Consider the following 21,527-nt stretch of genomic DNA (forward strand, 5'->3'; position numbering starts at 1 on the left):
ACAAACTAATTCCAATAAAAATCCTGCCCGGCCCGCTCTCGTCGAGAACGGTCGTCGGCCTGCGTATGCCTGATCACAGCGTCAAGACTACCGACAGAGACCTTGCGCATGCCACTCGCTTTGCTTGCCCTCGCCGTTGCCGCCTTCGGCATCGGCACCACCGAATTCGTCATCATGGGTCTTTTGCCCGATGTCGCCCGCGACCTCGGCGTGAGCATTCCCGACGCCGGATTACTGATCACCGGCTACGCCCTGGGCGTGGTGTTCGGTGCACCGATCCTCGCGGTCGGCACCGCCAACATGCCGCGCAAGGCCACGCTGTTGGGCATGACGCTGATGTTCATCCTCGGCAACATGCTCTGCGCGCTGGCGCCAAACTACGCCACGCTGATGGCCGCGCGCGTGATCACGGCACTGTGCCACGGCGCATTTTTCGGCATTGGTTCGGTGGTGGCCGCCGGGCTGGTGGCCCCCAACAAAAGGGCTCAGGCGATTGCCATGATGTTCACCGGCCTGACCCTGGCCAACGTACTCGGCGTGCCACTGGGTACCGCACTCGGGCAATACGCAGGCTGGCGCTCGACCTTCTGGGCTGTGTCGGTGATCGGGGTGCTGGCGGCGATTGCGCAATGGGTCTGGCTGCCGAAAAACATCGCGATGGATAAAGCCAACCTGGCCAGCGAGTTCAAGGTACTGGGCAAGGCCAACGTACTGCTGGCCCTGGGCATGAGTGTACTGGCCTCGACCAGCCTGTTCAGTGTGTTCACTTACATTGCGCCGATCCTGCAGGACATCACCGGTGTCAGCCCCCACGGCGTCACCATCATGCTGCTGTTGTTCGGCGCGGGCTTGACCGCCGGCAGCATGCTCGGTGGTCGCCTGGCGGACAGCCGCTTGCTGCCTTCGCTGGTGGGCATGGCGCTGGCGGTGCTGGTGGTACTGGCGGCATTCACGCAAACCAGTCACTCGGTCATCCCGGCGGCCATCACACTGGTGTTGTGGGGGACGTTTGCCTTTGCCTTGTGCCCGATCCTGCAACTGCTGATCATCGATCAAGCCTTTGAGGCACCAAACCTGGGTTCGACCTTGAACCAGAGCGCCTTCAACCTCGGCAACGCCGCCGGGGCATGGATTGGCGGGCTGGTTGTGGCCAGCGGCGCCGATCTGGCGGACCTGCCCTGGACCGGTGCACTGGTCAGCGGTCTGACCGTGTTGACCGCACTGTTCTTCATCTATCGCCAGCGTCGCGGTGCGGCTGCGCTTGATGCGGTGGGCTGAGGATCAGCTTGATGGTTTTTTGATTTTCTGCGGATCGGGCGCTTCGCTCTGATCCGTAGATTTTTTTGGCGGCCCGCTTTCGCTGCGAATCTGCGCATGGCTGATCAGCGCGAAAATAAAACTGCCACCGATGATGTTCCCCGCCAGCGTCGGCCCGGCGAACACCAGCCAGAAATCACTCCACGGCAACTCGCCGGCAAATACCAGATACGAAACCTCCAGCGAACCGACCACGATGTGGGTGAAATCCCCCAGCGCCATGAGGTAGGTGATGAGGATGATGATCCACATCTTGGCGCTCTCCATGGACGGGATCATCCAGACCATGGTGGCGATCATCCATCCGGAAATGATGCCCTTGGCGAACATCTGGCTGGCGTGGTTTTCCATGACCTTGCGGCCGATATCGAGGAAGGCGACATCGGTCTTGCTGTCGAAAATCGGCAGTTCCAGCATCACGTACGCCACCAGCAAGGTGCCACAGAGGTTGCCGACCAGCACCACCGTCCACAGCCGTAGCAGCCGGCCGAAGTTGGCCAGCGTCGGTTTGGTCATTACCGGCAACACGGCAGTCAGGGTGTTTTCGGTGAACAGTTGCTGACGAGCGAGGATCACCGCGAGGAAACCGGCGCAATAACCGAAACTCGCGATCACCTTGAATCCTTCGCCATCCGGAAGACGTGAATTGAGCAAGCCCATGCCCATCAGCGACAGACCCATGGTCAACCCCGCCGCAAGCGCCGACCACCACAACGCGGCAATGCTGCGCTCCAGTTCCTGGTCGCCCTGGGTACGGATGATCTCGTGCAGCACCGCGGCACGGGGTGGCTGGCTCTTTTCGACTTCGTGCTCTTCTTGCGCCGAAAGGTTCGGGGTCTTGCCGTCTTGTGCCGAGTTCATGGGATGCGCAACCGGTGGCGGGCTATTCAGCTATGACCTGTGCAGCGGGGATTCCGTTCTGTAGGAGCGCGCATGCTCGCAATGGACTTGAGAGCACCACCGGGTGTCAGGTACCCAGTGTTATCGTTAACGACCATCGCGAGCAGGCTCGCTCCTACACGCTGGCGTCGTCCTTGAACTGATCCTTGACGTACCTGATCTCGGTCCGGCCGTGAGGCGCCGGCAAGCCGTCTTCACCGAGGTTCACGAACACCATTTTTTCAACGGTGAGGATGCTCTTGCGGGTGATCTTGTTGCGCACCTCGCACGTCAGGGTGATCGAAGTGCGGCCGAACTCGGTGGCCGTGATGCCCAATTCGATGATGTCGCCCTGGCGCGAGGCGCTGACGAAATTGATTTCGGAAATGTACTTGGTGACCACACGCTGGTTGCCCAACTGAACGATGGCGTAGATCGCCGCCTCTTCGTCGATCCAGCGCAGCAGGCTACCGCCGAACAGCGTGCCGTTAGGGTTGAGGTCTTCGGGTTTTACCCATTTGCGGGTGTGGAAATTCATGTTCACTCCTGAGCGTCTTGCCGAATGATGCCGACCATCATGGCAGAGCCCGACCTAGAGCTCTATTGAGCATCGTCTATGGTCTCGATTACCGTTCGGACATTGACCGACAGAAACGCTTTGGAAGATCGGCATAGCCCGCTATAATCGCCACCGTTTCAAAACGGTCATCTTCAATTGCTACCGTTTCCCGCCACCTGTCCGAGGGGCGCTGCAGCAGGTTTGACCTGTCAGGCTCGGATGGGGCGTTGCCTGGCCTTCACTGGCTGGACACTAAACGCACAACGGCGCCCATTCGCATACATTACGAATGGAGGCTCTTCATGAGCGCTGTTATCACGCCTGCAGATTTTAACGATTACAAAGTTGCCGACATGTCCCTGGCTGCCTGGGGCCGTCGCGAAACCATCATCGCCGAATCCGAAATGCCAGCCCTGATGGGTCTGCGCAACAAGTATTCCGCCGAGCAACCGCTCAAGGGCGCGAAGATCCTCGGCTGCATCCACATGACCATTCAGACTGCCGTGCTGATCGAAACCCTGGTTGCCCTGGGTGCCGAAGTGCGCTGGTCGTCCTGCAACATTTTCTCGACTCAGGACCAGGCTGCTGCTGCCATCGCCGCTGCCGGCATCCCGGTTTTCGCCTGGAAAGGTGAAACCGAACAAGAGTACGAGTGGTGCCTGGAGCAGACCATCCTCAAAGATGGCGCGCCTTGGGATGCCAACATGATCCTCGACGACGGCGGTGACCTGACCGAGCTGCTGCACAAGAAGTACCCACAGGTTCTGGACCGCGTCCACGGCGTGACCGAAGAAACCACCACCGGCGTTCACCGCCTGCTGGACATGCTGGCCAAGGGCGAGCTGAAAATCCCGGCCATCAACGTCAACGACTCGGTGACCAAGAGCAAGAACGACAACAAGTACGGCTGCCGTCACAGCCTGAACGATGCGATCAAGCGCGGCACCGACCACCTGCTGTCCGGCAAGCAAGCGCTGGTCATCGGCTACGGCGACGTGGGCAAGGGTTCGGCCCAGTCCCTGCGTCAGGAAGGCATGATCGTCAAGGTTTCCGAAGTCGACCCGATCTGCGCCATGCAAGCCTGCATGGACGGTTTCGAAGTGGTTTCGCCGTTCATCGACGGTATCAACAACGGAACTGAAGCAAGCATCGACAAGGCATTGCTGGGCAAGATCGACCTGATCGTGACCACCACCGGTAACGTCAATGTTTGCGACTCGAACATGCTCAAGGCCCTGAAGAAGCGTGCCGTTGTCTGCAACATCGGCCACTTCGACAACGAAATCGACACCGCTTTCATGCGCAAGAACTGGGCATGGGAAGAAGTAAAGCCGCAGGTTCACAAGATCCACCGTACCGGCGCTGGCGATTTCGACCCACAGAACGACGACTACCTGATCCTGCTGGCCGAAGGCCGTCTGGTTAACCTGGGTAACGCCACCGGCCACCCGAGCCGTATCATGGACGGTTCGTTCGCCAACCAGGTTCTGGCCCAGATCTTCCTGTTCGGCCAGAAGTACGCCGACCTGTCGCCAGCCCAGAAAGCCGAGCGCCTGACCGTTGAAGTACTGCCGAAAAAACTCGACGAAGAAGTGGCCCTGGAAATGGTCCGTGGCTTCGGCGGCGTAGTGACTCAACTGACCAAGACCCAGGCCGACTACATCGGCGTGACCGTTGAAGGTCCGTTCAAGCCGCACGCCTACCGCTACTGATAGACCGGCTTTTCCTGTGTAGCAGCGAGCTCGCTCGTGATGGACGTCAACGATAACGCGTGTTGCCTGGATGAACGCGTTGCCTTGATGTTTTTCGCGAGCAAGCTCGCTCCTACAGGGGGCCAGCGTCCGCCTTATGAGTTTCCAAGGATATGACCATGTCCCAAGATCGTCGCTACAGCTTCGAGTTCTTCCCTACGAAGACCGATGCTGGGCATGAAAAGCTGCTCGCCACTGCTCGCCAGTTGGCCATCTACAACCCCGATTTCTTCTCCTGCACCTACGGCGCCGGCGGTTCGACCCGCGATCGCACGCTGAACACCGTGCTGCAGCTCGAAAGCGAAGTCAAAATCCCTGCCGCTCCGCACCTGTCCTGCGTGGGCGATAGCAAGGACGACCTGCGCGGCCTGCTGGCCCAGTACAAGGCTGCCGGCATCAAGCGTATCGTCGCCCTGCGCGGTGACCTGCCTTCGGGCATGGGCATGGCCAGCGGTGAGTTGCGCCACGCCAATGACCTGGTTGAATTCATTCGTGAAGAAACCGGTGATCATTTCCACATCGAAGTCGCCGCTTACCCGGAAATGCATCCGCAAGCGCGCAATTTCGAAGACGATGTGGCCAACTTCGTGCGCAAGGCCAACGCTGGCGCCGACAGTGCGATCACCCAGTACTTCTTCAACGCCGACTGCTATTTCTACTTCGTCGAACGCGTGCGGGCGCTGGGCGTGAACATCCCGATCGTGCCGGGCATCATGCCGATCACCAACTACAGCAAGCTGGCGCGCTTCTCCGATGCCTGCGGTGCGGAAATCCCGCGCTGGATCCGCAAGCAACTGGAAGCCTATGGCGACGACACCCAGAGCATTCAGCGCTTTGGCGAACAGGTCATCACCGAGATGTGCGAACAACTGCTGCAGGGTGGCGCTCCAGGGCTGCACTTCTACACCCTGAACCAGGCTGAAGCGAGCCTGGCGGTGTGGAACAACCTGAAGTTGCCGCGTTAAAAAGTCGTTGAAGCACGATTAAAAGATCGCAGCCTGCGGCAGCGCCTACAACGGAATGTCAAATCCCGTAGGCGCTGTCGCAGGCTGCGATCTTTTTGCTTTCAACGCACTATTAATGTGCGGCAATCCACGGAGTTAGAGCATCTGCGGTCAGTTTCTGGCTCTTTCCGGTTTCTCGTCGTAATCTCAGCCTATGCCTTTGATCACGCAGTTAATCGCCGTGCTTGTCTTCACTTGCCTGAGCTTCGCCGCCCGGGGCGAGAAGCTGCGCATTGTCACGGAGCCTTGGGCGCCCTATGTGTACGAAGACAACGGCAAATCCCTGGGCCTGGACTACGAAACCACCGCCATTGTCTTCAAGCGCCTGGGCATCGAAGTGGAGTGGCAATTCCTGCCATGGAAACGCTGCTTGTCGATGCTTGAAACAGGCCAGGCCGACGGCGCCCTGGACATCTTTCACAGCGACGAACGCGAAGCGACGCTACTCTACCCCAGCGAACCGCTCTCGGAAGTCCAGTTCGTGATGTTCTACGCCAATGACCGGCCCCACCCGTTTCGCAGCCTCGATGACTTGCGCGGCCTGACCATCGGCACCTCGCCGGGTTACCTGTACAGCAAGGACTTCAGCGATTCGACGCTGTTCACCCGCGAGCCGGCCCCCACCCATGAAGCCAACTTCGGCAAACTGGTACGCGGGCGAATTGACCTGCTGATCACCGACCGCCGGGTCGGCCAGCATTTGCTCGACGAACTGGGCATCCGCGACAAGATCACCGAAAACCCCACGGTCATCAGCCAGCAAAGTCAGTTTCTCGCGGTGCGGCGCAATGCGGGCATGGATCTGCTGGTGCAGCGTTTCGGTGCCGAACTCAAGCGCTTCAAGCGCGAGCCCGCCTACGCTGAACTGAGCGCCCGCTACGGCGCGGAACCGGCAGCCAGCGTGAAGTCTGAAAAGGCCACGGCCGCCACGGAAAAAACCGTTGAGCAGCAGGAAAGCGGCGCGCAGTGATAGCTCTGTTATACTCCGGCCTTCCCGCCAGGCTCACGCCCGGACGCTCGGAATCGTTAAAGGCATCTCAACCCCGCTACTGCGCAGCTTTCAGCCCGCGCGAGCGCTTGCAGACGAGCCTTCGAAACCCAGCAGGACCGGACGGGATTGCGTCCTCTTAAACGCCATTCGCGCCAGGCAAGACTCCCATTGGGCCAAGCCCTAACTAGAACAGGATTACTCATGTCCTTTGCTTCCCTCGGTCTCTCCGAGGCTTTAGTCCGCGCCATCGAGGCGGCGGGCTATACCGAGCCTACTCCGGTGCAACAGCGGGCCATTCCCGCCGTGTTGCAAGGTCGCGACCTGATGGTCGCGGCACAGACAGGTACTGGTAAAACCGGCGGTTTCGCCCTTCCGATCCTGGAGCGGTTGTTCCCCAACGGTCATCCGGACAAGTCCCAGCGTCACGGCCCGCGCCAACCGCGCGTACTGGTCCTGACCCCGACTCGCGAACTCGCCGCGCAAGTGCATGAAAGCTTCAAGGTCTATGCCCGTGACCTGAAGTTCGTCAGCGCCTGCATCTTCGGCGGTGTCGGCATGAACCCGCAGGTTCAGGCCATGTCCCGCGGCGTAGACGTGCTGGTGGCCTGCCCTGGTCGCCTGCTCGACCTGGCCGGCCAAGGCAGCGTCGATCTGTCCCACGTGGAAATCCTCGTGCTGGACGAAGCCGACCGCATGCTCGACATGGGCTTCGTCCATGACGTGAAAAAGGTCCTGGCCCGTCTGCCGGCCAAACGCCAGAACCTGCTGTTCTCGGCAACCTTCTCCAAAGACATCACCGACCTCGCCGGCAAGCTGCTGCACAACCCGGAACGCATCGAAGTCACGCCGCCAAACACCACGGTCGAGCGTATCGAACAGCGCGTATTCCGCCTGCCGGCCAGCCACAAGCGCGCCTTGCTGGCCCACCTGATCACCGCTGGCGCCTGGGAACAGGTACTGGTGTTCACCCGCACCAAGCACGGCGCCAACCGCCTGGCCGAGTACCTGGACAAGCACGGCCTGAGCGCCGTCGCGATCCACGGCAACAAGAGCCAGAACGCCCGCACCAAAGCCCTGGCCGACTTCAAGGCCGGCACTGTGCGCATCCTGGTGGCCACCGATATCGCCGCTCGTGGCCTGGACATCGACCAGTTGCCACATGTGGTCAACTTCGAACTGCCGAATGTCGATGAAGACTACGTACACCGTATCGGCCGTACCGGCCGTGCCGGTCGTTCGGGCGAGGCGATTTCGCTGGTAGCCCCGGACGAAGAAAAACTGCTGAAAAGCATCGAACGCATGACCAAGCAGAAAATCGCCGACGGCGACCTGATGGGCTTCGATGCAAGCACCATCGAGGCGGAAAAGCCTGAAGTGCGCGAGCGTCCGGACATGCGCAACCCGCGCAATCCACGTGGCCCGCGCGGCGACGGTCCGAACGGCAGCGGTGGCGGCGGTGGTCGCAAGGACAAAGGCAAGGACAAGGGCAAGGAAAAACCGGCCGGCGAACGCGGCGAGCGCCCGGCCCGTCAGCAGAAACCACGTGAAGGCACTCCGGCTCGCGAACAGCGTCCGTCGCAGCCTCCTCGTGCCGCCGCTGACCGCGCCCCGGACGAGTTCCTGGACGACGATATCGATAACTTCGGCAACCGCGTCGACTACGTGCCGCAGCAGAAGCCCGCGCAAGGCCGTGGCCGTCGCCCGGGTGCTCCGGCACAAGGCACCGCGGCAGGTTCGGGTGCTCCACGTTCCGGCAAGCCACAAGGTCGCCAGAACGGTCCCCGCAACAGCGATGGCGCCAGCACCGGCACTCCGCCAGCCAAGCGTAACGGCCCTCGCAGTGGCGCACCGCGCGACGGCCAGGCCCGTCGCGAAGATTCGCGCAATCGCCGTCCGGCCCGTGACGACCAGCCACGTTCGGAACCTGCCGTGCAGAACCCGCGTGGCCCGGCGCCGAAGATCATGCACAAGGAGTCGAAAGCGGATCGCTTCCCGACACCTGAGCAGCTGGATCAACTGCCAAGCCGTCCTCGTGGTGAGAAGCCAGCGCTGCTGACCCGCAATCGCTGAGTTATCGCTGCAATGAAAAATGCCCCGGTTCGAAAGAGCCGGGGCATTTTTTTGATCAGTGCAAAAACCTGTGGGAGCGAGCTTGCTCGCGATGGTCGTCAACGATAACCCTGGAAGCCTGATGCTCCGCGGCGTTCTCAGGTCTATCGCGAGCAGGCTCGCTCCTACAGTCTCAGCAGCTGAGTTATCGCTGAAATAAAAAAATGCCCCGAACCGAAAGGTCCGGGGCATTTTTTTGATCAGTGCAAAAACCTGTGGGAGCGAGCTTGCTCGCGATGGCCGTCAACGATAACGCTGGAAGCCTGATGCTCCGCGGCGCTCTCAGGTCTATCGCGAGCAGGCTCGCTCCTACAGTCTCAGCATTACTTCGCTTTTACACCTTCAAAGGTCACGTACATCTCAACCGCATCGGACGATGGGCCCAGGTCTTTCTGCTTGCCGAAGTCGGAACGCTTGAGGCTGAAAGTACCCTCGAAGCCTGCACGGTAGCCACCCCATGGATCCTTGCCTTCACCCAGGAAAGTAGCCTTGACCACGATTGGTTTGGTTACACCGAGGATAGTCAGGTCGCCAGCTACATCGGCAGTGTCCTTGCCAGCGGCGTTTTTGCCGGTGGGTTTGACGCTGGTGGAAACGAACGTGGCTTTGCTGGCGTTCAGGAAGTCTTTGCTGGAGATGTGCTTGTCACGCTCGGCGTTGTTGGTGAAAACGCTGGCGGTGTTCACGTTGAACTCGATCTTGCTGTCTTCAGGCTTGGCAGCGTCGAAGCTGAACTTGCCGTCGATGTCCTTGAAAGTACCGGTGATGAAGCTGTAGCCCAGGTGGCTGATCTTGAAGTCAACGAAGGCGTGCTGGCCTTCTTTGTCGACCACGTAGTCAGCGGCCATGGCGTTACCGGCGGACAACAGGGCGGAACCGATTGCCAGAGCGGCCAGAGTCTTTTTCAACATGCTTTGTTTTCCTTTGGAGTCGAGGTTGAACTTCAGGCGTTGCGACCCAGCATTCGCTTGAGGGTCACATCACGGTCGATAAAGTGGTGCTTCAATGCTGCCAACGCATGGAGGCCGGAAAAAATTACCAGCACCCACGCCAGGTAGAGGTGAATCACACCGGCGGTATCTGCCTGGTCCGGCAGTCCGGACACCAGCGCAGGCACTTCAAACCAGCCAAACACCGGGATACCGACACCTTCTGCGGTGGAAATCAGGTAACCGGCAATCATCACAGCGAACAGACTGAGATACAGAAAGCCATGGCCGAAATGGGCGCCCAGGCGCGTCATGCGGCTGTAGCTGGACAAGGTTGGCGGCGGTGGGCTGATGAAGCGCCACAACACCCGCAGCACCATCACACCCAGCAACACCAGGCCGATGCTCTTGTGCAGGTCCGGCGCGTCTTTGCGCCAGGTGCTGTAGTAGTCGAGCCCGACCATCCACAGCCCGAGGGCGAACAAGCCGAACACGGCCAGGGCCACGCCCCAGTGCATGAAGATGCTCACCCAGCCGTAGCGGGAGGTAGAGTTACGTAGCTGCATTGCCTAGATCCCTAAAAGTGCTGGCCCAAGACTATCGAGTTATCTATCGAATTAAAGCGGAAAATTTTGCTTTGAAATATCGAGAAATGCGATCAAGAGTCTGAAGCCTGCGAGTTAAGGAAAGATTAAAGGCGAAATTGTGAGAAAAAGTGAATACAAACCGGAGAACACCTGTATCAAAAGGTTTATTCGATTCTGGTCCCGGTTTTTCTCCAGGCAAAAAAAACGCGGCCCTTGAGCCGCGTTTTTTTCGCCTGAACGTTGCTGAGCCTTGGTGTCAGCGGCCCCTCTGCTCTTCGATTCAACATTTTTGACCGGTGCCGTCCTGGCAGGCTCCGCCCTCCCCGATCCAGACACCTGATGGCTGCCGCTTGTCATTTAGTTCCGAATCTTTTGTGAGAAGCTTCTGATGCATCGCAGCAGCATGTAGGACCGCACAGCCAAACCGGATGCTTCATGTTTGATGGCAAAAAAAAGCGCGACCCTGGAGTCGCGCTTTTTTACACCTGAACGTTACTGAGCCTTGGTCACAGTGGCCGTCGCAGGTTTGGCCGCTGGCTTCTTCGCCGTCTCGGCTTTCTTCACCGGAGTCTTGGCCGGGGCCTTTTTCGTTTCGGTCTTGGCTGGGGCCTTGGCCGGTGCCTTCTTCGCAGGCTCGGTTTTCACCGGTGCCGCAGGCTTCGGTGGTTCGACCGGTGCCGGTGCAGCAACCGGTGCTGAAACAGGTGCCGGAGTTGCCGGTGCTACCGGTTCAGGTGCCTTGACTGGCTCTGGTTTCTTCTCGTCATCCGAGCCGCCGAACAGGTTGCTGAAGAAATTGCCTTTCTTCGCCACCACCGCACCAGCGCCCGCCGCTGCGGCGGCCGGACCCACTTTCGCCGGTTCGAACGACTTGCCCGCTGCCAGGTCTTCAACCTGGCTGGCCGCACGCTGACCGGTGCGCAGCGCGCCTTCCAGGGTGCCCGGATACAGGGTGTCGGTGTGTTCGCCAGCGAAGGCTACGCGCTGAATCGGGCGTTCCCACAGGCGCCAGAACTTGCTGATCTGGCCCGGGCCGAAGGCCAGGTAGGCACCGCCAGTCGACGGGTCGGTACTATAGCGACGGATTTCATAACCGGTGAACGAACCACGGGCCTGTGGATAAAAAGCGTGCAGGCGAATCAGCACCTGATCGGCCATCTGCTTGTCGCCGAACGCCTGCATGACGCGGGCGTTGTCGCCGGACAGGTTGATCACCACGTTGGCACCGCCCTTCAGGGCAGGCTCGACCCACAACATCCCCAGGCCGGTGTTGCTGTAGATCTCGCCGGACATGCGCGCCTTGCTTTCCCACACCGGCGTCTTGAACTTGAGCATGATCTGGTCGCGCCAACCGTAGTTGGTGCCCTTGATCGCCGCCAGGTGCTGGGCGTCCAGCGCCGGGGTCATCTGGATCTTGTTCAGGGCGCGCAGTGGCACGGCCAGCACGGCGTAGTCAGCCTTATAACTGACGTTGTCGACTTTGACGGTCACACCATCCTTGTCCTGGATGATCGCCGAGACCGGGGAGCTGGTCTTGATGGTTTTCAGCTGCTTGACCAGGGCCTGGGCCAGCACCGGGCTGCCACCGACCAGGCGCGATGCACGCAGGTCACGATCGGAGACACCACGGTAAACGCGGCTCTGCTGTGCGAAGTACAGCAGCGACAGGCGCGAAGGTTCATCGTAGCGGGTACGAATCTGCTGGTTGATCAACTGGCGAGCGGTGGCCGGCAGGTTCTGCTTGTCGAGCCAGCTCGACACGTTGATCTGATCCAGCGCGTGCAGCGTGTTGTTGGCTGCCGGGTTCAGCGGGTCGTCGATCGAGCGCGCCAGATCGTCCACGGTCTTGTCGAAACGCTTGAGCGCCTCGGCGGTGGCTGGCTGCTTGGTCGCCAGATCGGCGGCGGAGAAATACTCGCCATCGATCAGGTAGCTTGGGGTCCGCACAAATTCAGGGGCCGGCGTGGTGCTCAGCTTGAAGTTCGAGACGTACTTGTTCAGCACCGGCTGAGCCTTGTCATTGCCGATCCACTCACTGGTGGCCATGCCGGAACGACCGCCCAGGCTCGACCTGGCTTCCAGCAGAGTGACCTGCCAGCCCTTGTTCTGCAGCTCGTATGCGGCAGTCAGGCCCGACAGGCCGCCGCCGATCACGATCGCGGTTTTATCCTTGGCCAGCGCAGACACGCTGAACAGCCCCAACATCACCAGCGCACAGGCGCGCAGCCAACCGACAGACATTCAGCGAACTCCGGAATTACACGAGGAAAACAGCAGTTTTTGCAAGCCAGACGGCTCAAGAACCGCGAAGGATACGTCAGCCTTCAAACACCCGCCAGCAACGTCTTTCGGCCCGGATAAAGTAGCTGATTCGACACAATGGGTTGTCCCCGTGGCACGCATTGCATAGGCTTGCGCGATTGTTTGTCCGCGCTGGTCACGGACCGCCTCCAGGAGAGTGAAAATGGGCCTGAATAATCAGTGGATGCAACGCGATCTCGCCGTGCTGTGGCATCCCTGCACCCAGATGAAAGATCACGAGCAACTGCCGCTGATCCCGATAAAGCGCGGGGAAGGCGTGTGGCTGGAAGACTTCGAAGGCAAGCGCTACCTCGATGCGGTCAGCTCCTGGTGGGTCAATGTGTTCGGACACGCCAACCCGCGGATCAACCAGCGCATCAAGGACCAGGTCGACCAGCTCGAACATGTGATCCTGGCCGGCTTCAGTCATCAACCGGTGATCGAGTTGTCCGAGCGTCTGGTGAAAATGACGCCGGAAGGCCTGACCCGGTGCTTCTACGCCGATAACGGCTCGTCCTGCATCGAAGTCGCGCTGAAAATGAGCTTTCACTACTGGCTCAATCGCGGTCAGCCGAACAAGAAGCGCTTCGTCACCCTGACCAACAGCTACCACGGCGAAACCATGGCGGCGATGTCGGTGGGTGACGTGCCGCTGTTCACCGAGACCTACAAAGCGCTGTTGATGGACACCATCAAGGTGCCGAGCCCGGATTGCTACCTGCGCCCCGATGGCATGAGCTGGGAAGAACACTCGCGCAACATGTTCGCCGCCATGGAGCAGGCCCTGGCCGAAAACCACGACACGGTCGCGGCGGTGATCGTCGAGCCGCTGATCCAGGGCGCCGGTGGCATGCGCATGTACCACCCGGTGTACCTCAAATTGCTGCGAGAAGCCTGCGACCGCTACGGCGTGCACCTGATCCACGACGAAATCGCCGTCGGCTTCGGCCGCACCGGGACGATGTTCGCCTGCGAACAGGCCGGCATCCGCCCTGATTTCCTGTGCCTGTCCAAAGCCCTGACCGGCGGCTATCTGCCGCTGGCGGCGTGCATGACCACCGACGAGGTCTACAGCGCCTTCTACGACGACTACCCGACCCTGCGCGCCTTCCTGCACTCCCACAGCTACACCGGCAACCCGCTGGCGTGCGCGGCGGCCCTGGCGACCCTGGACATCTTCGAAGAAGACAACGTCATCGAGAACAACAAGGCCCTGGCGCAGCGCATGGCTACGTCGACGGCGCATCTGGTCGACCACCCGAACGTGTCCGAAGTGCGCCAGACCGGCATGGTGCTGGCCATCGAGATGGTCAAGGACAAGGCCAGCAAGGAAGCTTGGCCATGGCAGGAACGTCGCGGCCTGAAGGTGTTCCAGCACGCCCTGGAGCGCGGTGCCTTACTGCGTCCATTGGGTAGCGTGGTGTATTTCCTGCCGCCGTATGTGATCACCCCGGAGCAGATCGACTTCCTTGCCGAAGTGGCCAGCGAAGGGATCGACATCGCGACCCGTGACAGCGTTAGCGTGGCGGTGCCGAAGGACTTCCACCCGGGGTTCCGTGATCCGGGCTAAGTCGCTCGGTTGAGATTCTGTGGTGTCCGGGCCGGCGTCTTCGCGAGCAAGCCCGCTCCCACAGGGTATGCGCTGTCAACTGTGGGAGCGGGCTTGCTCGCGAATGAAGGCGACACCGATTCCACTGATTCACATTTTTCCAGAGATCCAGCATGAGACTGTCCCGTTTCTTCATCGACGCCCCCCTGAGCATCGGCGAGCACGAGTTGCCCGAAGCCCAGGCCCACTACATCAGCCGCGTGCTGCGCATGGCCGAGGGCGATGCGTTGCAGTTGTTCGACGGTTCGGGCCAGGAGTTTCGCGCCAGGCTGGTCGACGTCGGCAAAAAGCGCGTCGTGGTGCAGATCGATGAAAGCTTCGCCGGGCAGATCGAGTCGCCGCTGCAAATCCATCTCGGCCAGGGCCTGTCCCGGGGTGAACGCATGGACTGGGCGATCCAGAAAGCCACGGAACTGGGCGTCACTGAAATCACCCCGATCTTCACAGAGCGCTGCGAAGTCCGACTCAAGGACGAGCGCGCCGACAAACGCCTGCTGCACTGGCGCCAGGTGGCGATCAGCGCATGCGAACAGTGCGGGCGTTCAAGGGTGCCGGTGATTCATCCGCCGCTGTTGCTGACTGACTGGTTGAAGCAGACACAAGCTGATTTGAAACTGGTGCTGCACCCGGTGGCCGAACCGTTGGTGAGCCACGCCAAACCTTCAAATCTGGCATTCCTGATCGGCCCGGAGGGTGGTTTGTCCGATGCCGAAGTCGATCAGGCCAAGGCCGGCGGCTTCCACGCCGCCCGCCTCGGTCCACGGGTGTTGCGCACCGAAACCGCGCCGGTTGTTGCACTGGCGGTGGCCCAGCAACTCTGGGGTGATTTCTAGTGCCTCTTCGCGAGCAAGCCCGCTCCCACAGGGGAATGCGTTCCAATGTGGGAGCGGGCTTGCTCGCGAATGGCCGCGACACGGTCTAGAGGCCGATCTGGCTGCTACTGCACCGGATCACTCACCGGTTTGGCAATGATCGCCTTGAGTTCGCTGGTCATCGGGAACTCAAGGTTCAAACCCTTCGGCGGGATCGGCTGCTCGAACCAGCGTTTGTAGATGCCATTGATCTCGCCCGAGCTGTACAGATCCGCCAACGCGCCGTTGACCAGCGCCAGGAACTGCGGATCGTCCTTGCGCACCATGCAGCTGTAGATCTCCCGCGATTGCTCCTCCCCGACCACCACCCACTTGTGCGGGTCATTGGCCTTGGCGCGCTCACCGTAGAGCAGCGCGTCGTCCATGTAGAACGCCGCCGCCCGGCCCGACTGCAGCATCTGGAAGGCTTCGCCGTGGTCCTTGGCGCTGATCACGAACATGTCGATCTTGTGATCGACGTTGTAGCTTTTCAGGAAGCGCTCGTTGGTGGTGCCGGCGGTAGTCACCACGTTCTTGCCGCGCAGGTCAGCGAAATTCTTGATCCCGCTGTCCTTCGCGGTCAGCAACTGGCCTTTGACATAGATGAAGCCATAGGAGAACGCCACCTGCTTCTGCCGTTCGGCGGTCACGCCAGTGGAGCCGCACTCCAGGTCCACGGTGCCGTTCTGCACCAGTGGAATGCGGGTCTGCGAGGTCACCAGGTTGTACTTCACCTTCAGGTCCGGCAGCGCCAGTTGCTGCTGGATGCGCTCGACGATCTTGCCCGCCAGATCAACCGAGTAACCCATCGGCTTGCCGCTGTGATCACCCAAGTAGGAGAACGGCACCGAAGCATCGCGATAGCCCAGGGTGATGCTGTTGGCGCTGGCGATCTTGCTCAGGGTGCCGGTCAGCGGCGCTTCATTGGCCTGAACCTGACTGCCGAGCAACAGGCCAAGCGTACAAGCGAGCAACGTGATTTTTTGCATTGTTATTCTCCGTTGTGGGTGTTGGTTTATCAGACGCGTGCAGCGATGACGGTGATTTCCACCAGCACCTGCGGGCGGGCCAGTTCGGCCTGCACGGTGGTGCGGCTCGGTGCCTGTCCTGGCGATAGCCAGGCCGACCAGACCTCGTTCATCGCGGCGAAATCCTCGGTGATGTTCTTCAGGTAAATGGTCGCGCTGAGCAGATGATCCTTGTCGCTGCCCGCCTCCGCCAGCAAGGTATCGATTTTCGCCAGCACTTCGCGGGTCTGGCCGGTGGCATCCAGGGCATCGCCCGGCACCTGCCCGGAGAGAAATACCAGGTCGCCAAAGGTCACGGCGCCAGACAGGCGCGGGTTGCTGTGCAGTCGGGTAATGGTCATTGCAGTGTCCTTTTCAGAAATCAGTATTCAGGCAGCCCGGTGGCTGAAACCCTGAAGGTCAATGGAAGGCCGGCGCTCGCCGATCAGCTCGCTGAGCAAGCGTCCGCTGCCGCATGCCAGGGTGAAACCCAGCGCGCCGTGGCCGAGGTTGAGCCACAGGTTGCGATACGCCGTCGCGCCCAGCAACGGCACGCCGCTGGGGGTGGCCGGGCGCATGCCGGCCCACTCGACGGCTTCGTCATAGGCGCCGGCATTTGGAAAGGTGTCATGGGCCTGACGCTTGATCAGCGCCAGGCGTTTGGGGTCCAAAGCAGGGTCGAAGCCGACGATGTCGACCATCGCCGCCACTCGCAATTGCTTACCGATGCGGGCGTAGACGATCTTGCGGTCGTAGTCGGTGATGCTCACGTCCGGTGCCCGGTGACCGACACCGATCGGCACGGTCAGGCTGTAGCCCTTGAGCGGATAAAGCGGCAGTTGCAGCCCGGGTAGCGCCAATAACGGACTGCGGTGACCGGCAGCAATCACCAGTTGATCGACCTGCAGCACTTGCTCACCCAGTTCGATGGCGTTGACGCTGCCGCTACTGTGGCGAATGCCGGTCACCGCTTGCCCGAGACGAAACTCGCAACGGCCGGACGCTTGCAGCCGGGCGGCCAGTTGCTGGCAGAAGCCGTGGCAGTCGCCGACCTCTTCGTCCGGGGTGTAGATTGCCCCGACAAAGGGCGCATCGATCAGCGCCGGTTCCAGTTGCGCGCATTCGGCCGGCGACAATACTTGCTGTTGCTGCGGGTCGGCCAAGCCTTGGCGCGCATGCTCGAAGCTGCTGTTCTGGCGGAAAGTCACCAGTTTGCCATTGCGCCGCCACTGGAATCCCGCCAGTCCATCATCCTCGCGCCAGGACTTCAATGTGTCCTGGCTGAACAACGCCAGGCGCAGCAAGTGCGCGGCGTTCTCGCGGTTGACCGAGCGGCGGCAGGCGCCGAGGAACGACGCCATCCAGCGCCACTGGGCCGGGTCGAAGCGCGGGCGCAGCTTCAGCGGTGAGTCGCCGCGCAACATCCAGCCGATGGCCTGCAAAGGCACACCGGCGTCGGCCAGCGGCGCGACATAGCGATAGGACAACTGGCCGCCGTTGGCGAAGCTGGTTTCGCTGCCCAGCGAGTCCCGTGCCTCGACCACCGTCACCTCGAAGCCGTCGCGCACCAGCGCATAGGCCGTTGCCAGGCCAATCACACCGCCACCGATGATGCACACACGCTGAGCCATGTCCGTCCTTAAAACCGTTGTGAAGACGACACCGAGGTTAGAGCCAGGTGACAGACGTTGAACAATGCATAAAGATGGCAAACCCATAAACAAAGGTTATGGACTTGCCATGCGCCTTCGCCATATCGAGATTTTCCAGGCCATCCGCCAGACCGGCTCAATCAGCGCCGCCGCGCAATTGCTGCATGTCTCGCAGCCGGCGGTGAGCAAGGTGTTGCAGCACGCCGAGCAACAATTGGGCTTCCCGTTGTTCCTGCGGGTGCGCGGCAAGTTGCAGGCGACCCCGGAAGCGCTGGAGCTGGAGCGCGAAGTGGACAAGGTCAGCGAAAGCCTGCAAGGCGTGCGGCGCCTGGCGCAGAGCCTGCGCCGCGAACCTGGCCACAGCCTGCGCATCGGTGCCACTCCGGCGCTGGCCCTGTCATTGCTGCCGCCGGCCATTCACGAATGGACCGGGCGTTACCCGGACATCGTTTGCGAACTCTCCAGCGCCCACAGTCGCGAACTGGTGCAGAACCTGTTGATGCGCGAAGTGGATGTCGCCCTGACCCTGCAACGCCCGGATCACCCGGGGCTCAAGGCCCAGGCGCTGGCGTCCGGCGTGCTGGTGGCGCTGGCGCCGAGTGGTTACTGGCCTCAGGAAGATGCGGGCAAACCGTTGCCACTGATGGCGCTGGCGGATGCACCGCTGATCGGTTTATCCAGCGCCGATCCGCTGGCCGCGCGGCTCGACAGTTACCTGGAAGCGGTCGAACCCCCGCCCCGGGTACGCATCGCCGTGCAAACCTACTCACTGGCACGGGCGATGGTGGAATCTGGCGCGGGCCTGGCGGTGATCGATCCGTTCACCGCCCTTGGCGCCTCTCCCGCCACCACAACGATCCGCCCTCTGGCACCGCCGTTACCCATCACCCTGTACGCAGTGACACGCGCCGCCGAACCGCCGCCCCACACCTTGAACGATCTGTTGCAGGTATTCAGCCGTCGAGCCCGGGAGCAGTTGGATCGCCTGGTCCCGGTACAGCCTTAAAGGACATAAAACAAAATCGCCACAAAGTGCAGCAAACTCCCGGCGATCACGAACAGATGCCAGATCCCGTGGGCATGGCGCAGGCGATGATCGAGGGCAAAAAAGATAATCCCCACGGTGTACAACACCCCGCCCGATGCCAGCCACGCAAACCCGGCGCTGCCCAGCGCCGCGAGCAGCGGTTTGACCGCCACCAGTACAATCCAGCCCATCACCGCATAAATCACGATCGACAGAATCCGCGCTTCCGAACGCGGCTTTATCTCTTGCAGGATGCCGATCAGCGCCAGTCCCCAGACAATCCCGAACAACGTCCAGCCCCACGGCCCGCGCAGGGTCACCAGACAGAACGGCGTGTAGCTGCCGGCGATCAACAGGTAGATCGAAAAGTGATCGACCTTCTGCATGATCGCTTTCTTGCGCCCGCGCACGCTGTGGTACACGGTCGAAGAGCTGTAGAGCACCAGCAAGGTAAAGGCGTAGATCGCCATGCTGACAATCTTCCACGGACTGCCGTCGAGACTGGCCAGCACAATCAGCCACACCCCGCCGATAAACGCCGCCACGGCCCCGACAAGATGCGTCCAGGCGTTCAGTCTTTCCCCGTGATACATGCGTTGCTCACCTCGAAATTCGTTACCGCAGAGCGCAAGGCTCAGGCTTGAAGCGTAAAAGCGCAATGTTTCTGTACGACGGGCCCGGAGTAATTGGGCACAATCGAGTCATTCCAAAAAGAGTCCGCCCCATGCTGATCGATGAAGAGTTGACCCTGAAAAAACTCGAGGTGTTCCTGGCTTTCATGCGCACCGGCAACCTGGCGCGGGCCGCTGCCGAGTTGCAGACCAGTAACGTCAGCGTGCATCGGGCGATCCATTCCCTGGAAAGCGCCCTGCGCTGCCCCCTGTTCAAGCACGAAGGCCGCAGCCTGACGCCGCTGGAAAGCGCTTATGTGCTGGAAGAGCGGGCGCAGAAGCTGATTCAGGATGTCGTCGAAAGCGTGCGCCTGACCCGCGAAGCCGCCGGGTTCTCCGCCGAACGTTTCAAGCTGGGCTCGCTGTATTCACTGACGGTGAAGACCGTGCCGCAACTGATCATGGGTTTGAAGATCCGCCGCAGCGAGCTCAACATCGACCTGATTCTGGGCTCCAACATCGACCTGCTCTACAAGCTCAAGAACATGGAAGTCGATGCGGCCCTGGTGTCGCTGGACGACAGTGTCAACGACCCGGATTGCGAGCAGATCCCGCTGTTTTCCGACGACATCTTCCTCGCCACCCCCGCCGACTCGAAGTTTGCCCAGCGAACCGAAGTCGACCTGGCCGAGGTCCGCGACGAAACCTTCATCACCCTGACCCAGGGCTTCGCCACACATCAGGACGGCAAGCGGGTATTCGAGCAGGCAGGGTTCGAACCGAAGGTGGCGATGCAGGTCAACGACATCTTCACCCTGCTGAGCATGGTCAGTTCGGGCGTGGGTTATGCGTTGCTGCCGGGGCGGATTGCGGCGGTGTACGAGAACCGGGTGAAGCTGATCCCGTTGCAGGAAAAGTACCGGTTGCAGCAGCACATTGGCGTGGTGTTCCTGAAAGCCAAGGAGCGTGATCCGAATCTGCTGGCGTTGCTGGCGGAGTGTCGGATGTATGCCAATCGGCAGGCTTGAAACCGTGTCGAGCCCTTCGCGAGCAAGCCCGCTCCCACATTCGACCGCATTCCAAATGTGGGAGCGGGCTTGCTCGCGAAAGCGTCGGACCCGACAACTCAGCCCCTGAACCTAGCCGACAATCCCGCGAACAATGAAGTACAACAACGAAGGCCCCAGCAAGCAGCCCAACCCGGTGTGGAATGTCGCGGTCAGCGCGCCATAAGGCACCAGGCGCCGATCCGTCGCCGCCAAACCGGCAGTCACGCCACTGACCGTCCCGGCCAGCCCACCAAACACCATCGCCGAGCGCGGATTGTCCAGACCCATCCAGCGCGCCGCCATCGGCGTGCCGACCATCACCAGAATCGCCTTGATCAGACCGGTGGCAATCGACAGCGCCACCACATCGGAACTGGCGCCAATGGCCGCGCCGGTCACCGGCCCGACAATGTAGGTCACTGCACCGGCGCCGATGGTGGTCATGCTCACCGCATCGCGGTAACCGAAGGCCCAGGCCATGCACGCTCCGACAATAAACGGCAGCACCGTGCCCAACAGCAACGCGATAACACCGATCAAGCCGGCCTTTTTCGCTTCCGTGGCCTGCACCTCGAAGGCCGTGGCGACGATGGCGAAGTCCCGCAGCATGGCGCCGCCCATCAGCCCGATGCCGGAAAACAGGGTCAGGTCCGCCAGGCCTTTTTGCCCGCCGGTCATCGTGCCGCCGACCCAGGCCAGTACCAGGCCGATGACGATGGCAATCGCCGAGCCGTGGATACGCCCGAAGGTCAGGCGTTTGGAGATCACTACCGACACCCACATGATCACGCCGACAAAGGCGAATGCGGTGACCAGACCGTTGTGTTCCAGACCGTTCTTGATGAGTTCCCACATATCAGCGACCTCCTGCCGGTGCGCCAACCGCCGTTACATCCACCGGTTCATCGGGCAAGGGTTCGCCTCTATGGGTCCGGCTGATCAGGGCAATGGTGCAGCCGCAGATCACCACCGAACCGATCGCTGCCAACACCGCCACCGGACCACCATGCAGCGCCGTGACCACGTTTTGTTGCGCCGCCATCGCCACCACCACCGGAATGTACATCGCGCCCCAGAAGCCGACGCCCATCTCGCAATCCTTGGTCATGCCGCCACGCCTGTGCATCCACAACCGTGCGCAAATCAGCAGGATCATCGCGATCCCGACACCGCCGACGTTTGACTTCACACCCAGCAACACCCCGAGCATGTCCCCCATGATCACCCCTGCCAGCGTACAGATCGCCAACAGCGCCACACCGTAAATAATCATTGCTGTAGTCCTCAAAGTGCA

The 21,527-nt window shown here is 61.0% G+C and carries 20 protein-coding genes and 1 riboswitch; of the genes, 9 read left to right on the forward strand and 11 right to left on the reverse strand.

The window, feature by feature from the left end; all coding sequences use genetic code 11:
- Nucleotides 1-108: 108 nt before the first annotated feature.
- Entirely contained in the window at nt 109-1,278 is a 1,170-nt protein-coding gene (locus PspS34_RS26230; protein WP_154860984.1) for an MFS transporter, read from the forward strand.
- 3 nt (nt 1,279-1,281) lie between these two features.
- Here the strand turns inward: PspS34_RS26230 and PspS34_RS26235 are convergent, their stop codons facing one another.
- Both PspS34_RS26235 and PspS34_RS26240 read right to left on the reverse strand, forming a co-directional pair.
- Nucleotides 1,282-2,178 (reverse strand): formate/nitrite transporter family protein, encoded by an 897-nt coding sequence (locus PspS34_RS26235; RefSeq protein ID WP_057712954.1) that lies wholly within the window; start codon nt 2,176-2,178, stop codon nt 1,282-1,284.
- 154 nt (nt 2,179-2,332) lie between these two features.
- On the reverse strand, nt 2,333-2,734 hold the full coding sequence (locus tag PspS34_RS26240; protein ID WP_150815196.1) for a hotdog domain-containing protein: 402 nt from the start codon (nt 2,732-2,734) through the stop codon (nt 2,333-2,335).
- Nucleotides 2,735-2,931: 197 nt separating this feature from the next.
- A riboswitch (S-adenosyl-L-homocysteine riboswitch) is annotated at nt 2,932-3,034 on the forward strand.
- A 23-nt stretch (nt 3,035-3,057) separates the two neighbouring features.
- Between PspS34_RS26240 and ahcY the strand changes: the two genes are divergently transcribed.
- The 4 genes from ahcY (at nt 3,058) to PspS34_RS26260 (ending at nt 8,571) form a co-directional block, all read left to right on the forward strand.
- A complete protein-coding gene (ahcY, locus tag PspS34_RS26245; protein ID WP_090451894.1) occupies nt 3,058-4,467 on the forward strand; it encodes an adenosylhomocysteinase in 1,410 nt (469 codons plus the stop codon).
- Between the two features lie 158 nt (nt 4,468-4,625).
- Nucleotides 4,626-5,471, forward strand: coding sequence for a methylenetetrahydrofolate reductase [NAD(P)H] (gene metF / locus PspS34_RS26250; protein ID WP_150815197.1), 846 nt, complete (start codon nt 4,626-4,628; stop codon nt 5,469-5,471).
- A 193-nt stretch (nt 5,472-5,664) separates the two neighbouring features.
- The gene (locus tag PspS34_RS26255; RefSeq protein ID WP_090451896.1) at nt 5,665-6,480 is read left to right on the forward strand and encodes a transporter substrate-binding domain-containing protein; all 816 of its coding nucleotides are present in this window, start codon (nt 5,665-5,667) and stop codon (nt 6,478-6,480) included.
- Between the two features lie 222 nt (nt 6,481-6,702).
- Nucleotides 6,703-8,571 carry a DEAD/DEAH box helicase gene (locus PspS34_RS26260; protein ID WP_090451898.1) on the forward strand — a complete coding sequence of 623 codons (1,869 nt, stop codon included), beginning with the start codon at nt 6,703-6,705 and terminating at the stop codon, nt 8,569-8,571.
- Between the two features lie 362 nt (nt 8,572-8,933).
- Here the strand turns inward: PspS34_RS26260 and PspS34_RS26265 are convergent, their stop codons facing one another.
- The 3 genes from PspS34_RS26265 to PspS34_RS26275 all read right to left on the reverse strand — a co-directional run bounded on the left by PspS34_RS26265 (nt 8,934) and on the right by PspS34_RS26275 (nt 12,367).
- Nucleotides 8,934-9,521: a YceI family protein gene (locus PspS34_RS26265; RefSeq protein ID WP_150815199.1), complete on the reverse strand. Its 588-nt coding sequence runs from the start codon at nt 9,519-9,521 to the stop codon at nt 8,934-8,936.
- 32 nt (nt 9,522-9,553) lie between these two features.
- Nucleotides 9,554-10,105: a cytochrome b gene (locus tag PspS34_RS26270; RefSeq protein WP_154860981.1), complete on the reverse strand. Its 552-nt coding sequence runs from the start codon at nt 10,103-10,105 to the stop codon at nt 9,554-9,556.
- Between the two features lie 513 nt (nt 10,106-10,618).
- Nucleotides 10,619-12,367, reverse strand: coding sequence for an FAD-dependent oxidoreductase (locus PspS34_RS26275; protein WP_154860980.1), 1,749 nt, complete (start codon nt 12,365-12,367; stop codon nt 10,619-10,621).
- Between the two features lie 223 nt (nt 12,368-12,590).
- Between PspS34_RS26275 and PspS34_RS26280 the strand changes: the two genes are divergently transcribed.
- Together PspS34_RS26280 and PspS34_RS26285 are read left to right on the forward strand one after the other, a co-directional pair.
- A complete protein-coding gene (locus tag PspS34_RS26280; RefSeq protein ID WP_154860979.1) occupies nt 12,591-13,997 on the forward strand; it encodes an adenosylmethionine--8-amino-7-oxononanoate transaminase in 1,407 nt (468 codons plus the stop codon).
- 152 nt (nt 13,998-14,149) lie between these two features.
- On the forward strand, nt 14,150-14,869 hold the full coding sequence (locus PspS34_RS26285; RefSeq protein ID WP_150815073.1) for a 16S rRNA (uracil(1498)-N(3))-methyltransferase: 720 nt from the start codon (nt 14,150-14,152) through the stop codon (nt 14,867-14,869).
- Nucleotides 14,870-14,973: 104 nt separating this feature from the next.
- On the opposite strand, the gene PspS34_RS26290 is transcribed toward PspS34_RS26285, so the two are convergent.
- From PspS34_RS26290 to PspS34_RS26300, 3 genes are read right to left on the reverse strand one after another with little or no spacing between them, the layout of a single operon-like run.
- Nucleotides 14,974-15,876 (reverse strand): transporter substrate-binding domain-containing protein, encoded by a 903-nt coding sequence (locus PspS34_RS26290; protein WP_154860978.1) that lies wholly within the window; start codon nt 15,874-15,876, stop codon nt 14,974-14,976.
- A 29-nt stretch (nt 15,877-15,905) separates the two neighbouring features.
- Nucleotides 15,906-16,256, reverse strand: coding sequence for a RidA family protein (locus tag PspS34_RS26295; RefSeq protein ID WP_057712943.1), 351 nt, complete (start codon nt 16,254-16,256; stop codon nt 15,906-15,908).
- 27 nt (nt 16,257-16,283) lie between these two features.
- Complete coding sequence (locus tag PspS34_RS26300; protein ID WP_154860977.1) at nt 16,284-17,525, reverse strand: D-amino acid dehydrogenase; 1,242 nt, start codon at nt 17,523-17,525, stop codon at nt 16,284-16,286.
- A 109-nt stretch (nt 17,526-17,634) separates the two neighbouring features.
- Here PspS34_RS26300 and PspS34_RS26305 point away from each other — a divergent pair, with 109 nt between their 5' ends.
- Complete coding sequence (locus tag PspS34_RS26305) at nt 17,635-18,552, forward strand: LysR substrate-binding domain-containing protein (RefSeq protein ID WP_102672868.1); 918 nt, start codon at nt 17,635-17,637, stop codon at nt 18,550-18,552.
- Here the strand turns inward: PspS34_RS26305 and PspS34_RS26310 are convergent.
- The gene (locus PspS34_RS26310) at nt 18,549-19,166 is read right to left on the reverse strand and encodes a hemolysin III family protein (protein ID WP_150815076.1); all 618 of its coding nucleotides are present in this window, start codon (nt 19,164-19,166) and stop codon (nt 18,549-18,551) included. The genes PspS34_RS26305 and PspS34_RS26310 overlap by 4 nt on opposite strands.
- Nucleotides 19,167-19,297: 131 nt before the next feature.
- Between PspS34_RS26310 and PspS34_RS26315 the strand changes: the two genes are divergently transcribed.
- Nucleotides 19,298-20,212, forward strand: coding sequence for a LysR substrate-binding domain-containing protein (locus PspS34_RS26315; RefSeq protein ID WP_057712939.1), 915 nt, complete (start codon nt 19,298-19,300; stop codon nt 20,210-20,212).
- A gap of 111 nt (nt 20,213-20,323) precedes the next feature.
- On the opposite strand, the gene madM is transcribed toward PspS34_RS26315, so the two are convergent.
- Entirely contained in the window at nt 20,324-21,088 is a 765-nt protein-coding gene (madM, locus tag PspS34_RS26320; RefSeq protein ID WP_057712938.1) for a malonate transporter subunit MadM, read from the reverse strand.
- Nucleotide 21,089: 1 nt separating this feature from the next.
- On the reverse strand, nt 21,090-21,506 hold the full coding sequence (madL, locus tag PspS34_RS26325) for a malonate transporter subunit MadL (RefSeq protein ID WP_154860976.1): 417 nt from the start codon (nt 21,504-21,506) through the stop codon (nt 21,090-21,092).
- Between the last annotated feature and the right edge of the window lie 21 nt (nt 21,507-21,527).

It is taken from the genome of Pseudomonas sp. S34 (assembly GCF_009866745.1).
Classification (GTDB): Bacteria; Pseudomonadota; Gammaproteobacteria; order Pseudomonadales; family Pseudomonadaceae; genus Aquipseudomonas; species Aquipseudomonas jessenii.

What these genes read in the sequence shown, in the direction of transcription:
- PspS34_RS26230 (WP_154860984.1), top strand. Translation starts at nt 109, where the DNA reads ATGCCACTCGCTTTGCTTGCCCTCGCCGTTGCCGCCTTCGGCATCGGC.
- PspS34_RS26235 (WP_057712954.1), bottom strand. Translation starts at nt 2,178, where the DNA reads ATGAACTCGGCACAAGACGGCAAGACCCCGAACCTTTCGGCGCAAGAA.
- PspS34_RS26240 (WP_150815196.1), bottom strand. Translation starts at nt 2,734, where the DNA reads ATGAATTTCCACACCCGCAAATGGGTAAAACCCGAAGACCTCAACCCT.
- ahcY (WP_090451894.1), top strand. Translation starts at nt 3,058, where the DNA reads ATGAGCGCTGTTATCACGCCTGCAGATTTTAACGATTACAAAGTTGCC.
- metF (WP_150815197.1), top strand. Translation starts at nt 4,626, where the DNA reads ATGTCCCAAGATCGTCGCTACAGCTTCGAGTTCTTCCCTACGAAGACC.
- PspS34_RS26255 (WP_090451896.1), top strand. Translation starts at nt 5,665, where the DNA reads ATGCCTTTGATCACGCAGTTAATCGCCGTGCTTGTCTTCACTTGCCTG.
- PspS34_RS26260 (WP_090451898.1), top strand. Translation starts at nt 6,703, where the DNA reads ATGTCCTTTGCTTCCCTCGGTCTCTCCGAGGCTTTAGTCCGCGCCATC.
- PspS34_RS26265 (WP_150815199.1), bottom strand. Translation starts at nt 9,521, where the DNA reads ATGTTGAAAAAGACTCTGGCCGCTCTGGCAATCGGTTCCGCCCTGTTG.
- PspS34_RS26270 (WP_154860981.1), bottom strand. Translation starts at nt 10,105, where the DNA reads ATGCAGCTACGTAACTCTACCTCCCGCTACGGCTGGGTGAGCATCTTC.
- PspS34_RS26275 (WP_154860980.1), bottom strand. Translation starts at nt 12,367, where the DNA reads ATGTCTGTCGGTTGGCTGCGCGCCTGTGCGCTGGTGATGTTGGGGCTG.
- PspS34_RS26280 (WP_154860979.1), top strand. Translation starts at nt 12,591, where the DNA reads ATGGGCCTGAATAATCAGTGGATGCAACGCGATCTCGCCGTGCTGTGG.
- PspS34_RS26285 (WP_150815073.1), top strand. Translation starts at nt 14,150, where the DNA reads ATGAGACTGTCCCGTTTCTTCATCGACGCCCCCCTGAGCATCGGCGAG.
- PspS34_RS26290 (WP_154860978.1), bottom strand. Translation starts at nt 15,876, where the DNA reads ATGCAAAAAATCACGTTGCTCGCTTGTACGCTTGGCCTGTTGCTCGGC.
- PspS34_RS26295 (WP_057712943.1), bottom strand. Translation starts at nt 16,256, where the DNA reads ATGACCATTACCCGACTGCACAGCAACCCGCGCCTGTCTGGCGCCGTG.
- PspS34_RS26300 (WP_154860977.1), bottom strand. Translation starts at nt 17,525, where the DNA reads ATGGCTCAGCGTGTGTGCATCATCGGTGGCGGTGTGATTGGCCTGGCA.
- PspS34_RS26305 (WP_102672868.1), top strand. Translation starts at nt 17,635, where the DNA reads ATGCGCCTTCGCCATATCGAGATTTTCCAGGCCATCCGCCAGACCGGC.
- PspS34_RS26310 (WP_150815076.1), bottom strand. Translation starts at nt 19,166, where the DNA reads ATGTATCACGGGGAAAGACTGAACGCCTGGACGCATCTTGTCGGGGCC.
- PspS34_RS26315 (WP_057712939.1), top strand. Translation starts at nt 19,298, where the DNA reads ATGCTGATCGATGAAGAGTTGACCCTGAAAAAACTCGAGGTGTTCCTG.
- madM (WP_057712938.1), bottom strand. Translation starts at nt 21,088, where the DNA reads ATGTGGGAACTCATCAAGAACGGTCTGGAACACAACGGTCTGGTCACC.
- madL (WP_154860976.1), bottom strand. Translation starts at nt 21,506, where the DNA reads ATGATTATTTACGGTGTGGCGCTGTTGGCGATCTGTACGCTGGCAGGG.